The 14,624-nt window shown below is 40.3% G+C and carries 10 protein-coding genes; all 10 read left to right on the forward strand.

Annotated features, from left to right (window positions below; translation table 11 throughout):
- On the forward strand, positions 1-372 hold a 372-nt coding region (locus B9A18_RS21530), incomplete at its 5' end, for a thioredoxin fold domain-containing protein (protein WP_394335633.1).
- A 341-nt stretch (positions 373-713) separates the two neighbouring features.
- Positions 714-1,964 carry a beta-ketoacyl-ACP synthase II gene (gene fabF, locus B9A18_RS21535; protein WP_084291625.1) on the forward strand — a complete coding sequence of 417 codons (1,251 nt, stop codon included), beginning with the start codon at positions 714-716 and terminating at the stop codon, positions 1,962-1,964.
- A gap of 171 nt (positions 1,965-2,135) precedes the next feature.
- Positions 2,136-2,711, forward strand: coding sequence for an RNA polymerase sigma factor (locus tag B9A18_RS21540; RefSeq protein ID WP_084291626.1), 576 nt, complete (start codon positions 2,136-2,138; stop codon positions 2,709-2,711).
- 87 nt (positions 2,712-2,798) lie between these two features.
- The gene (locus tag B9A18_RS21545) at positions 2,799-3,995 is read left to right on the forward strand and encodes a FecR family protein (protein WP_084291627.1); all 1,197 of its coding nucleotides are present in this window, start codon (positions 2,799-2,801) and stop codon (positions 3,993-3,995) included.
- A 202-nt stretch (positions 3,996-4,197) separates the two neighbouring features.
- Positions 4,198-7,596: a SusC/RagA family TonB-linked outer membrane protein gene (locus tag B9A18_RS21550; protein ID WP_159452718.1), complete on the forward strand. Its 3,399-nt coding sequence runs from the start codon at positions 4,198-4,200 to the stop codon at positions 7,594-7,596.
- A 20-nt stretch (positions 7,597-7,616) separates the two neighbouring features.
- The gene (locus tag B9A18_RS21555; RefSeq protein ID WP_159452719.1) at positions 7,617-9,071 is read left to right on the forward strand and encodes a SusD/RagB family nutrient-binding outer membrane lipoprotein; all 1,455 of its coding nucleotides are present in this window, start codon (positions 7,617-7,619) and stop codon (positions 9,069-9,071) included.
- Positions 9,072-9,095: 24 nt separating this feature from the next.
- Complete coding sequence (locus tag B9A18_RS21560) at positions 9,096-10,328, forward strand: DUF5689 domain-containing protein (protein WP_144009576.1); 1,233 nt, start codon at positions 9,096-9,098, stop codon at positions 10,326-10,328.
- A gap of 64 nt (positions 10,329-10,392) precedes the next feature.
- The gene (locus B9A18_RS21565) at positions 10,393-11,748 is read left to right on the forward strand and encodes an endonuclease/exonuclease/phosphatase family protein (RefSeq protein WP_084291631.1); all 1,356 of its coding nucleotides are present in this window, start codon (positions 10,393-10,395) and stop codon (positions 11,746-11,748) included.
- Between the two features lie 96 nt (positions 11,749-11,844).
- A complete protein-coding gene (locus B9A18_RS21570; RefSeq protein WP_084291632.1) occupies positions 11,845-13,473 on the forward strand; it encodes an acyl-CoA carboxylase subunit beta in 1,629 nt (542 codons plus the stop codon).
- Between the two features lie 101 nt (positions 13,474-13,574).
- The gene (gene trxB / locus B9A18_RS21575) at positions 13,575-14,537 is read left to right on the forward strand and encodes a thioredoxin-disulfide reductase (protein ID WP_084291633.1); all 963 of its coding nucleotides are present in this window, start codon (positions 13,575-13,577) and stop codon (positions 14,535-14,537) included.
- The last annotated feature ends 87 nt before the right edge of the window (positions 14,538-14,624 follow it).

Consider the following 14,624-nt stretch of genomic DNA (forward strand, 5'->3'; position numbering starts at 1 on the left):
CCGGTAATGATCGACTTCACAGGCCATGCTTGTGTAAACTGTCGCAAAATGGAAGCGAATGTATGGCCAGATAAAGCTGTTTACAGCAAGCTGAGCAACGATTTCGTAATCATTCAGTTATATGTTGATGACAAGACTGAGCTTCAGGAAAATGAAAAATTCAAATCGACATTCAGTGGTAAAGCCGTAAATACTATAGGTAACAAATGGAGTGATCTTCAGGCAGCGAAATTCAACTCTAATTCGCAGCCGTTTTATGTATTACTAGGCCATGATGAAAAACCACTGGTAAAACCAACAGGTGCCAACTACGAATCTGTTGAATACCTACACTTTCTTGAAAGCGGTATAGCTGCTTTTAAGAATAAGTAAACAATACTATCCATAGAAAAACTGAAAATAGGTAGTTAATAATTAAGCAAAGGCCGGTGGATACCGGCCTTGTTTATTTTACGTCTTTTTGTATAATTGTATTTTCTTTTTTAAATTTTATATAATTCTTTACGATTTATAGTAAGTTTTTTCAGCCATTATTAATAATTGATTGTTGTTAAAGTGTTCACTTTGAGTAGTTAAGCTAGAAGGGTTAAAGTCGGAATAGCTTTAGTGCCGAAAAACATCTATTTTTGACGCTGGAAAAGTTGTTAGGATTATAAATAATAAGATAAAATGTTCAAAACAGCTTTTGTTTTGATATAAAGTAACAAGTAAATATGAAAAGAGTAGTAGTGACAGGTTTAGGTGCTGTAACCCCGGTGGGAAATACAGTAAAAGAATTTTGGGATAACATCGTGGCCGGTAAAAGCGGTGTGGGTGCTATTACAAAATTCGACACTTCAAAATTCAAAACTAATTTTGCTGCCGAAGTTAAAGATTTTGATGCTGAGGCTTATGTCGACAAAAAGGAATTGAAAAAGTACGATCTATATACTCAGTATGCTATTGCTGCGAGTGATCAGGCTATCAAAGATTCCGGATTGGATTTCGAGGCTATGCCCGAAGTAGAAAGATATGAAGTAGGTGTGATCTGGGCTTCAGGTAATGGAGGTATCACTACTTTTGAACAACAACTAAAGGAATATCATTTAGGAGATGGAACGCCAAGATTTAGTCCTTATTTCATTCCAAAGATGATTGTTGATATCGCGGCAGGAGTAATCTCTATCAGACATAAACTACATGGACCAAACTATGCAACGGTTTCGGCTTGTGCATCTTCAAATACAGCTATCATTAGTGCGTTCGATACCATTCGTTTAGGTAAGGCAAACATTATGGTAGCAGGTGGGTCAGAGGCAGCTATCACTGAATCTTCGGTAGGTGGGTTTAACTCTGCGCACGCTTTGTCGAAAAGAAACGACGATCCTGCAACTGCATCCCGTCCCTTCGATGTAGATAGAGATGGTTTTGTAATCGGTGAAGGTGCCGGTGCGTTAATACTTGAAGAGTACGAACATGCTATAGCACGTGGTGCACATATTTATGCTGAGATGGTAGGCGGTGGAATGGCTGCTGATGCTTATCACTTGACCGGTACTCCTCCGGATGGTCTGGGTGCTTCATTAGGTATAGCTAAAGCATTGGCTGATGCGGGAATTACTGCTGATAAAATTGATTACATCAATGCACATGCTACTTCAACCGGATTGGGGGATGTTGGTGAGTTGAATGGTATCAAAAAAATCTTCGGTGATCTTCCTGTTGCTATTAGTGCTACTAAATCTATGACCGGACACCTTTTAGGTGGTGCAGGTGCAATAGAAAGTATCATCAGCGTGATGTCTGTAAAAGATGATATCATTCCGGGAACAATTAATACAAAAGTATTGGACCCTAAAATCCCTGCAGGATTGAATATCATCCTTGGTAAATCGGTTAAACAACAGGTAAATTATGTATTGAACAATACTTTTGGTTTCGGTGGACACACTGCAACCTCTATCTTTAAAAAATACACACCATAGTGTGATTACAGAGAATGGCAGACTCTTGCCATTCTCTGTATATATAGGCCTCTCCATTTTGCTTGAATGTTATGCTTTTGTGAACAGAATATTATCAATAAAAGCTGATTTGTAAATAAGGTTTATTAGCTTTATCATTACCAATTAAATCAAATATTCATCTTTTAGAGCATGCAAAGACTTTTTGATAGTCATGATATTCTGCGTTTACGCTCCGGAGATGAGGCGGCTTTCAGATTGGTTTATGACTATTTTAGCGAGCAGGTATACCGCCTGGCCTTTCGGTTTCTGAAAAATGAAGAACAAAGTGAAGATATTGTACAGGAAGCCTTTCTTAGTCTTTGGCAAAGCAGGGAAAAACTGGATGAGCATGGTAACATGTGGTTATACCTGTATGTAATTACCAAACGACTTTGCCTGAACTCCATCAGAGATATTCATAAATCTGCCGAACTGTTTGAAAAACTACTTGTAAATATTCAACAAGCCCATAACCATACTGAAGAAGCAATTCTGGTATCTGACCTGGAGCGCTATACGGAAGTGCTGGTTGGTGGGCTTCCCCCACAGCAGCAAATCGTATTCGATTTAAGTAGAACACAAGGCCTTTCTCATCATGAAATCGCTCAAAGGCTTAACATCTCCCCAAGTACCGTAAATAACCACCTGGTACAGGCGCTTAAAACATTGAGGACGAAACTGCAGTATTCAGACCTCACTTTTTTAATTTCAATTATCTTTTATTAAAAAAAACATATTCGACTAGTTATAAGCGGTAAGTTCTGTGTTCTCTATTTATAACCAACCCCTTTTAGGGAATATAAATTAAAGAACGTGGATAAAATCAGGCTTAAAGAATTACTAGCCCAATACTTTAATCATACAATCAATCCGGCAGATTGTGAGGAGTTATTGGCTTACCTGTCTGCAAATAGAGATATTGCCGAATCATCAGGGGTTTTTGATGAATTGCTCCTGAACAGGAACGACGGTCCTTCCTTTAAAGCAGAAAATGCTGACAAGGTTTTTGATCGAATTAAAACCTCCGGGGAATTTACCCGTAAATCGGTTATCCCTGGTAAAACACCACAACGCCTTTATCAAAATATCTGGTTCAGGGTTGCTGCAATTCTGCTAGTTGTGCTTTCTATAGGGATGTTGTTTTATTTAAATAATCAGACCCTTCGACAAAATAGCAGCACATCTTTAGCGGATAGTAATGCAAGTAAATCGCTGTCTTCCGTTTCCATATTAAAACTTTCTGATGGAAAGGTGGTCGAATTGGATAGCGTTAAAAATGGGTTGATCCTGATCGCCAATGGGGCTAAAATCAGTAAATCAAAAGACGGGCAATTGATTTATGATATTTCTTCAGGTTCTGGTAACAACCAGCCCGAATTCCATACTTTATTCACCGCAAAAGGAAAGGAGTATCAAGTGAATTTACCTGATGGAACCCGCGTATGGCTCAACTCTTCATCAGAATTAATTTTTCCAACGCGTTTTTCCGGTTCGGATAGAACGGTACAGCTAAATGGGGAGGCATACTTTGAAGTGGCGAAAAATAAAGATAAGCCATTTAAAGTAAGTGCCCATGGAACAACAGTAAGAGTTTTAGGTACGCATTTTAACATCATGGCTTATGATGATGAGGAAGCAGTGACTACTACACTGCTTGAGGGAGCTGTTAAAGTTGGGATGGCTAATCGTGAATTAACGATTGCACCAGGACAGCAGGCAATTGTTAAAAGAGCAGGAAACAGTATTGTGGTTTCTGAAGTAAATATAGCGGATGCAATGGCCTGGAAGAATGGTTATTTCAAGTTTCAGGATGAAGATATTAAAAGCATCATGAAAAAGGTGTGCCGCTGGTATGATGTAGAAGTAGAATATCAGGGAGATGTGGATGATCAGAGATTTGGCGGAACATTCTATCGCGCTAAAAGTCTGGCTGAATTGCTTAACTACCTTGAAAAATTAGGCACTGTTAAATTTAAGATAGCGGGAAGGAGGATCATCGTTATGGCTTAACCGATACTTACCCCATTGGTTACATTAAACCAGGAGCGTTCCAGCGCCCCCGGTTTCCAGCTCGGAAAAGCCGGGTCAGGTAACCACAATCATTGCTAGAATACAACCTTTTATAATTAAACCCAACATCCAAATGTATAAAAATTTTACTGCATTTATTTGCAGCAGGCAACCCTGCTGCTTATATAAATTTTTGCTTATAATGAAGCTTACTTTTGTTTTATTAATGATTTTTTGTTTACAAGCGAGTGCAAGTATTTTTGCTCAAAAAGTTACGCTAAAGACTAAAAATGCTCCTGTTGAATATGTTTTTGAACAAATCAGACAGCAAACCGGATACGACTTCCTTTACAACTCAAAAGATTTGAAGGATGCCAGTCGTGTTAGTCTTGATTTTAGTAATGTGACCTTAAATGAAGCGTTGGATCAGTGTTTCATCAATCAGCCATTTACCTATAGTATTGAAAATACAATGGTTTTGATCACCAGGCGTCAGAAACCCTTAAAAACTGCACCAATAAATATCACAGGTCGTATTACCGATGATAAGAATCTTCCATTGCAGGGTGCCTCCGTTAAAATTGTGGAATTGAACAGGGCTGTGGTGAGTAAAGGCGATGGATCTTTCTCTATTGCTGTGGAACCTGGTACATATACGCTTGAGGTAAGCTATATATCTTTTCAAACCAAAAAGATTGCCGGCATACAGGTTCGTAGCTCTGGTAATATGCCACTAGTTGTAAAGCTATTACCGGTTGCACGTGATCTGGATCAGGTTGTGGTAACCGCATTGGGTATCAAAAAAGAGGAGAAGTCCTTAGGATATTCCGTGCAGGTAGTGGACGGAAAGGAAGTAACGGCAGCACCTACAAACAATATGATCAATGCGTTGGCAGGTAAAGTGGCCGGTTTAAACCTAAACAAAATAGGCGGACCGCTAGGCACAAGTGATGTGGTATTAAGGGGCGATAATGTGTTGGCATTAGGTTCAAGTGGAGCTTTGATTGTTGTTGATGGAGTACCCATCAGTACGGGACAGTCGGGTACAGGACATAATCCATATGCAGGGAACGACAGTCCTATTGACTTTGGAAGTTTATTAAGTGATATAAACCCGGAAACAATAGAGAACATTTCAGTATTAAAAGGCCCAGGCGCTGCAGCGTTATATGGATCAAGGGCTGCAAATGGTGCCATTATTATTACTACTAAGGCCGGCAGGAAATTACCTGGATTTGGTATTTACGTGAATCAGGTGGTATCCATAGATGAGATCAATAGGTGGCCGGACTTTCAGTTTGAATATGGTGCCGGTACCACAGGTGCTACTTATTATTCCTATGGTGCTACTGCAGATGGAAGTAGTACGGCTGGAAGTACGCAGACCTGGGGACCTAGATTTTTGGGACAGCCTTATTTCCAATACAATTCTCCAATTAATCCTGCTACAGGTGCCCGTACCGAAAGAGTACCATGGCTTCCTTATGAAAATGCTTATTCAGGCGTTTTCAGAACGGGGTATACTGCAACAACAACTGTAGGGATCTCTGGTCAGGGATTTTCAGGCGGAGTTTCCTATTTGAAAAACGAATGGATATTGCCGAATACGGGCTTTGACAGGGTATCAAGCTGGCTTTCTGCTTCACAAAAGGTATCTACAAAAGTAACCCTCTCAGGTAAGGTGAATTATAACAGAAAGTATACAGATAACCTTCCTTCTCAGGGGTATAATAACCAGGCGATCATGTATTTCCTTCCGCAAACACAACCCAATACGAATCCCGAATGGTTAAAACCGATGTGGACTCCTGGAAAAGAGAATGTGGAGCAACTTACGCCTTTCTGGGCTGGTATAGATAATCCTTTTGTGATTTTAAATACCATGACAAATGCCAGTGATAAACACAATGTAAATGGTAATATCAATGCAGGTATTCAGTTTAACAAGCACCTTAATCTGGCTTTGCGGTCGGGGCTCGACTTTAGCTATGAGTTCAGGTCTCAGCAAAGGCCAAAGGATACCTATAAGTTTGCAGAGGGGATGTACAGACAGCAGGATGTTTTCAGAATGGAAGCGAACACTGATTTCCTGTTGAAATACAACAATGTGCTACCAGGTAAGATAAAGTATACCGCAAGTATTGGTGGTAATCAGAGGTTTAGTGATTATAAATACAGCAATGAAATGGCCGAGCGCTTAAGTATTCCGGGTGTATACAATCTGGCAAACTCTAAAGACCCAGTATTGGTGTCGAGCGATAAAGCCCAATTTCTAGTGAACAGTCTTTATGGCTTCCTAAATTTTGATTACAAAGGCAAGGTATTTTTAGAATTAACCGGCCGTAACGATTGGTCTACAACTTTACCTGAAAATAATCAGTCCTTTTTCTATCCAAGTGTAAATACCAGTTTCTTACTGGATCAGATATTTAAACTTCCTTCGGCAATAAGTCTGGCCAAAATAAGGGCTTCTTATTCTGAAACAGGAGTTGATGCTAAAACACCATATCGTTTTAATGCGGGGTATAACCGTACCGACTTTGCAGGTGGCTTACAATTGCAGAGCATCGTACCTAATCCTGATCTTAAACCTCAGTTTACCAAAGCTATTGAAACAGGTCTTGATTTAAGGTTATTTAAAAGCAGACTAGGACTTGATATGGCTTTGTACAGAAACAATACCATTAACCAGATCATCAACCTGCCAATTGATAATTCAAGCGGCTACACCACCGCATTATCTAACGTAGGTAGAGTCGTGAACTGGGGTATGGAAGTTCAGTTAAGAGGTACACCAATAAAACGCAAATTCCAGTGGGATATAACGTTAAACTGGGCAGCTAACCGCAATAAAGTGATGGAGCTTAATGTACCTGGATCAGGAGGAATGATTGAGCTATACAACGTAAGTATGGGCTTGAATATCGTTGCAGAAGAAGGTCGGCCGCTGGGCCAGATCTATGGTTTAGGCTTAGCACGTTCTCCTGAAGGAAAAGTAATTCACAATAGTGAAGGCTATCCGGTAATGGGAACTGTTCTTCAAAACCTGGGGTCAATAAATCCGGATTGGAATGGTAGTATCCTGAATAAGTTTACCTGGAAAGGGATTAGCTTGTCGGCCTTAATTGACATTAGACAAGGTGGAGATATTTATTCACTGTCACATTCATTATATGCTTCTTATGGTAAGTTGAGGAAAACACTTCCAGGACGTGAGGATGGTATTATTGGTGATGGGGTTCAATACAACGCCGCAACAAATTCATACGTTCCTAATGATGTAAAAGCACAGATTACAGGTTTGTATTACAACAGATTGTACGACCGTTCAAATATTGAAACCAATCTTTTTTCGGCATCTTATATTAAATTAAGAGAGGTGACTGTGAACTACACTTTACCAAAAGCCTGGTTAAAAAAATCAATGCTGCAGGATGTGAGCATAGGCTTGTTTGGCAGGGAATTGTTTAACTGGACGAAGTTCCCTGGATTTGATCCTGAAACAGCTTCTTTAAACAGCGCGCAGGTGGTGCCTGGAATTGAGATCGCTCAATTCCCTTCGGCCAGAACTATCGGAATGAATGTAAGGGTAAGTTTTTAATGCTAAAAAAGACAATCGACATGAATATCAAATATTTATACACTAAAATAGCGGCCTTTCTTATAGCGGTACCAATGCTGTTTGCTGGCTGCACCAAGAGCTTTGAAGAATTGAGAATTGATCCTGAAGGCGTACTAAGCGCACAGCCATCCAGCTTCTTATCTAATGCTTTGTACCGTGCAAATTCGACTTTTATTTATCGCGGACAAAGCATTAATAACCAATTGATGCAGGTTACGGCAGGTAGAACTGCTGATAATGAGATTCACAGATATGTACTTAAACCATTGATATATGATCAGTTATGGCTTACGTATTCTCAAATAGCAAATATTGAGGAAATGCTAAACCTGTCCATTAAAATTGGAGATAAAAATTATACCGCCATTGCTTATACCTTAAAAGCATATATGGTTTCGATCCTGACGGATACCCATGGTGATATTCCTTTTACTGAGGCTTTTAAAGGGAATCAGGGAATTATAAGACCAGTTTTTGATGAGCAGAAATTGATTTATGATACCTTACTGGACAATCTGGAGACAGCAAATGGCTTGTATGACCTGACTAAGGTTTTAAGTGGTGAAGATATTCTCTTTTCTGCCAATACGAGCGCGGCGAATATCATCAAATGGAAAAAGTTTACTAATGCCCTTCATATCCGTCTGTTAATGCGCGTTGCACATAAATCTCAGGTTTATGAACAGAAATTAAGAGATATACTGGCCGACCCAGCGACTTATCCTTTAATGTCATCGGTTGCCGAAAGTGCAGTAATTTACCATACCAATATTGCGCCTAATTTAAATCCCTTTTACAATACAACTGACCTTGTATTTAGTAGCAGTGTAGGTTTCACAGAGTTTTTTGTGAATAGTATGAATGTGATTGGTGATCCGAGATTGCCATTGTGGGCTACCAAAGTAAGCGGTACTTACCGTGGTGTTCCAACTGCATATCCATTCGAGGATCAGGATCTGGTGTCGGGAAGTTCATGGTCTACTTATGTGAATACTTTAAAAAAGTCTAATCTTTTTGGAAGCATTATACAATATGCAGAGCAGGAATTTATTCTTGCTGAAGCTTGTTTAAAAGGTTACATGAATGATGATGCAAAAAAACATTACGATAATGGGGTTAAAGCATCCTGCAATCATTGGGGTATAGCAACTGCTGATATTCCTGCTGCTTTTCTTAGTAATCCGGCGATAGTTTATAATGGTACTTTAGAACAGATTATCACTCAAAAGTATTATGCCTTGTTCATGAACGATTTTCAGCAGTGGTTTGAATACAGAAGAACAGGTTTCCCTGTTCTAGGTTCGGGTCCTTCGGCACAAAATAATGGTGTTCTGCCTGTCCGGATTCCATATCCAACAGATATTGCAGCTTATAATGCGGTGAATTATGCTGCCGTTGTTGCGCGAAATGGTAAAGATGATCTCAATACCAAAGTTTGGTGGCAGAAGCCGTAAGTGGCCTTATTAATCGAAATGTTTATGAATAATAGAAATATTCTGATGAAAAATATAGAAATGAAGACCTTCATAGGTTCTTTTCTGTGCTTTGCGATGGTTGCGTTGTTTTTGCCATCCTGCACCAAAGATAAATACAAAGCGGATCCTTATACGCTGCAACAGGTAAGACTACTGTACACCGGTAAACCTTTAGAGCTTCCGGAAAGTAAAATTATAGGGGTCGTGATTTCGGATGCGAATTCAAAAAATATACCAGCAGGGATGGTTGTGGTACAAGATAACAATAGAGGTATCGCTTTGTCGGTAGGAGCAGAGGCTGCTGCTTCGCTAAGTAAAGGTGATTCGATACGTGTTGATGCTACCGGTGGTTCACTAACAAGGGAGAATGGTATTTTACAAGTGAAGAACATCGATAAGAACAAAATTCAAAAGTTGGCCTCCAATAGTATAGTAAAGCCCTTACAGCTTACCTATGCTGATTTTATGGCCAATGTTTTAAATTATGAATCAACGCTGGTACAGGTTACTGCAAGCACGGAACCTGCGCCTGTACAAGGTGACGTTTTTAAAGGTGATAAACTGTTGAGTGATAATATGGGCAAAACAATCGTTATGCATACAGAGGCTAACGCTACCTTTGCTGAGGCTGCACTTCCTGTTAATGCTACCTTTACCGGAATTGCTTTTGCAACCGCCGAAGCATTGCCTCAACTCTGGGTCCGTAACGCTGACGATGTACTGCATTCCAGTGGTGCTATGTATGCCAATTACCCAGAGCAATTTGAGAATAGCACTAAAAAAGGGTATACGCCAGCAGTAAATGTTCCACTGCCATCAGGCTCATGGCGCTTAGATAATGCCGTAATGCAAAATGATGTAAAGGATAAGCCAACCAGTGGAGTTTATGCAGTTAGGATGCAGCAAAACCTTACGATTTCGGCTTACCTGCAGATGATGTACAATGTGCCATCTGCTTCAAAAGTTACTGTGTGGTATGGTGTATTTATGGATGACCTGGGATGTACCTGGAGGTTGGAGTATTCGACCAATAATGGGACGAGCTGGACAGCAGCAGGTCCTGATGTGAAAGATGCTTCGCCACGAGATAGGAAGCTGGCGGTATTTACTTTTAATATCAAGGTTCCTGTTAGATTCAGAATTAACAAGATTGGATTGGGGACTACAAACAGTAGCGCTAAGCCGCCTATTATAAATGGCCGCTTGAATGTTGATGATTTTGCCATCTATCAGTAAAGAGTTTTTTTTGATAAATACAATCATGAAACCATTATAACCATTAAAAAGAAAATATATATTGATGAAAATAAAATATGCTTTGGCTGCTTTATTGGCTATTTGTATGAGTATAGCTACTCAGGCTCAGTCATTTAATCTGGCATCCTATAACATCAGGTTTAAGTCGCCAACTGATATCGGTAACATGTGGGAGCAGCGTGCCCCTGAAATTGTTAAACAGGTAAAAACCTATGATATTGATGTAATGGGCGTGCAGGAAGCTGCAGCACGCCAGCTGGCAGACCTGGATTCTTTATTATCCGGTTATGATTTTGTTGGCATTGGGGCGGTAGGTCCCAATGCCATCTTTTACAGGACAGCAAAATATAAGGTGGTTAAAAGTGGTCACTTCTGGCTCACGGAAACGCCTGATAAAAAGGGAAAAGGATGGGATGCCTACTCCGTTAGAAATTGTTTATGGGCAGAATTGGTTGATAAATCAGGCTTTAGCTTTTACTATTTCAATGCGCATTTTGATCATAAAGGTGTAGTTGCCCGTGCAAAAAGTACGGCGTTGATGATGCGTAAAATAGATTCTATCGCTGGGAAATCCCCTGCGGTATTTTCCGGAGATCTTAACTTCAATCAGTATGATCCCAATTACGTAACGTTGAACCAGTCGGGCTGGTTAAAAAATGCTTATGATCTTGCTGATGACCTGCAGAATGATACTGCCGGAACATACAATAACTTTGGTAAGGGCTATAGTTCTAGAGGGCGCAGAATTGATCATATATTTTTAAACGGCGGACTTAAGGTGAACAGTTATAATGTACTCCTGGATACCTATGCCGAAAATAAATACCCCTCAGATCATTTCCCTGTGCTTATCAATATGGAAAAGAAGAAAAACAAAGTAGCTTCTTTGTACGATAGTTTTCCTGAAGATTTTGAAAACGCCCCGGCAAAAAAGAATTACCTGGCGGGAAAGGTAAAGCTTAGAAGTGGGGTGTGGTTTTTGGATAATGCCGTTGTTCAGAATGAGGTTTATGACCGACCTACCAGCGGTAAGTTTAGCGTTAGGATGCAGCAAAATCTGTATGTACCGGCTTATGCGCAAATGAATTTTGACCTGCCGGATGGTGCCAGTAAAGTTGTCATCTGGTACAGTTCATGGGCAGCTTTAACAGATCCGCCTTGTCAGTGGCGATTGGAATACTCTGAAAATGGTGGACGTAGCTGGGAGCAAACGGGTGAAGATGTTATGGTGCTGAATAAGCAAAAGCAACGTATCGTATTTCCAGTGAAAATTTCAGGGCCTGTAAGGTTTCGTATTCATAAACTCGGACTGGGTTCAAATGTAATTGATGCATCTGTTCAAAACGGACGTTTAAGCATTGATGACATCTCCATATTTAAAGCAGGTTCAACTAAATAATAATTTTAACTGGCCAAGCTTCAGATACTGATGATCTTTGTACCAAAGCCCGAAACGGACTTTTGTTCCCTTGAAAATAAAATCTAACTTGGCCAGATGAATATAGAGTTCAATAAAAATGAAGATGTAAATAAGCAGTCGGTTTATGAGTTGAAAACCAGGCTTAAAAAAATATATAGTGGAGGAGGAGAAAAGAGTGCAGCGAAACAGAAAGCAAAGGGTAAACTTTTAGCCAGAGAACGTATAGCTTACCTGATTGATAAGGAAAGCGAGTTCCTGGAGGTAGGTGCGTTTGCCGCTGATGATATGTATGCGGAGCAAGGTGGCTGCCCTTCGGCAGGTGTAGTGTGTGGTATCGGTTATGTATCGGGCCGACAATGCATGATTGTGGCTAATGATGCTACGGTTAAAGCCGGTGCCTGGTTTCCTATGACCGCCAAAAAGAACTTAAGGGCACAGGAAATTGCCATGGAAAATAGGCTGCCCGTGATCTACCTGGTAGATAGTGCTGGTGTTTATCTGCCTATGCAAGATGAGATTTTTCCTGATAAGGAGCATTTTGGAAGAATGTTTAGAAACAATGCGCTGATGTCGTCGGATGGTATTGTACAGATTGCTGCCATCATGGGCTCTTGTGTTGCAGGTGGTGCATATTTGCCTATTATGAGTGATGAGGCCATGATCGTAGATGGAACAGGTTCCGTGTTTTTAGCCGGTTCTTATCTGGTTAAATCGGCCATTGGAGAAGACGTAGACAATGAGACATTGGGTGGGGCAACTACACATTGCGAAATATCAGGTGTGACAGACTACAAGCACCCTAATGATCAGGCTTGCTTAGATAGCATCCGCAACATCATGAGTAAACTGGGCGCACCACAGGTGGCTGGTTATGATCGTGTTAAGCCGGTATTGCCAAAGTTAAACCCTGAAGAGATTTATGGTGTGCTTCCTGAAAACAGAGAAAAACCTTATGACATGCTGGATATTATCCATCGTTTGGTGGATGATTCGGATTTTGAAGAATATAAAAAGTTATATGGACAGAGTATCCTGTGTGGATTAGCGAGGATTGATGGCTGGGCCGTAGGGATTGTTGCTAACCAGCGGAAGGTTGTGAAGTCTAAAAAAGGGGAAATGCAGTTTGGCGGCGTAATTTATTCCGACAGTGCGGATAAAGCTACAAGGTTTATTATGAACTGTAACCAGAAAAAAATCCCGTTGGTGTTTTTACAGGATGTTACGGGTTTTATGGTGGGTAGCCGTTCCGAACATGGCGGGATCATTAAAGATGGCGCAAAAATGGTAAATGCAGTAGCAAACTCCGTAGTGCCGAAGTTTACCATCGTGATCGGAAACTCTTACGGCGCCGGCAATTATGCGATGTGTGGTAAAGCTTACGATCCGAGGTTGATCTATGCCTGGCCAAGTGCTAAGATCGCCGTAATGGGTGGTTCGCAGGCAGCGAAGGTGTTGCTGCAGATTCAGGAGGCTTCGCTTAAAGCAAAGGGGGAGGTGATTACGCCGGAGAAAGAGGCTGAACTGCTGAAAGAAATTACCGATAGATATAACCGACAAACCACACCTTATTACGCTGCCTCGAGATTATGGGTGGATGGTATCATTGATCCTAAAGAAACACGAAAAGTGATTTCTATGGGTATCGAAGCTGCTAATCAGTCGCCTATCAAAAAACAGTTTAATGTAGGCATTATTCAAACCTGATCTACTTTATAATCTGTATATCACAATGTTGCATTTGTTACAAAATTGCTATTTGCGTATAGCGGGATAAAGCGTAATTTTGTAAAACAATAGAAAAAAATATGTCAGAAGAATTAGAACACGTTCAATGTTTAATTATAGGTTCAGGACCTGCAGGATATACAGCAGCAATTTATGCAGCGCGTGCGGATCTTAAACCAGTTATGTATACAGGTATGGAGCCCGGAGGGCAGCTAACCCAAACTACTGAGGTGGATAACTTCCCAGGATACCCTACGGGAATTACCGGCCCTGAGATGATGGAAGATTTCCGTAAACAAGCTGAGCGTTTCGGAACAGACATTCGTTTTGGATATGCAAGTTCGGTTGACTTTTCTTCATTACCACATAAAGTTGTAATTGATGATATCAAAACAATTACTGCTGATACCGTAATTATTTCTACAGGTGCTACTGCTAAATGGTTAGGCCTTCCAAGTGAAGGTAAATACAATGGCTTTGGTGTTTCTGCTTGTGCCGTTTGTGATGGTTTCTTCTTTAAAGGACAAGATGTAGCTATCGTTGGTGCGGGTGATACTGCTGCTGAAGAAGCAACTTACCTGGCTAAACTTTGTAAAAAGGTTTATATGCTTGTTCGTAGAGATGAGTTCAGAGCTTCAAAGGCGATGGTACATAGAGTATTGAATACACCGAATATTGAAGTAATCTATAACACTGAGACTAAGGAAATATTAGGTAATGGTAAAAACGTTACCGGTGTTAGAGTGGTAAATAACCAAACAGGTGCTGAATCTGATTTGGACGTTGAAGGATTCTTCGTGGCTATTGGTCATAAACCAAATACAGATATCTTCAAAGGTCAGTTGGATATGGATGATACTGGTTATCTGAAAACTGTTCCGGGATCTACATTAACCAATGTTGAAGGTGTTTTTGCTAGTGGAGATGTACAGGATAGCTATTACCGTCAGGCTGTAACTGCAGCAGGTTCGGGTTGTATGGCAGCACTTGATGCAGAGCGCTATTTAGCAGCTAAAGAGCACGATGTGAAAGTAGTATCTTAAGTATTTAAGTAAAAAAATATATAAAAAAAGCAGGATCATTTATTGATCCTGCTTTTTTTATGGGTTTAATTATTAGGTTTTTTTTAT

It is taken from the genome of Pedobacter nyackensis (assembly GCF_900176505.1).
GTDB classification, from domain to species: Bacteria; Bacteroidota; Bacteroidia; order Sphingobacteriales; family Sphingobacteriaceae; genus Pedobacter; species Pedobacter nyackensis.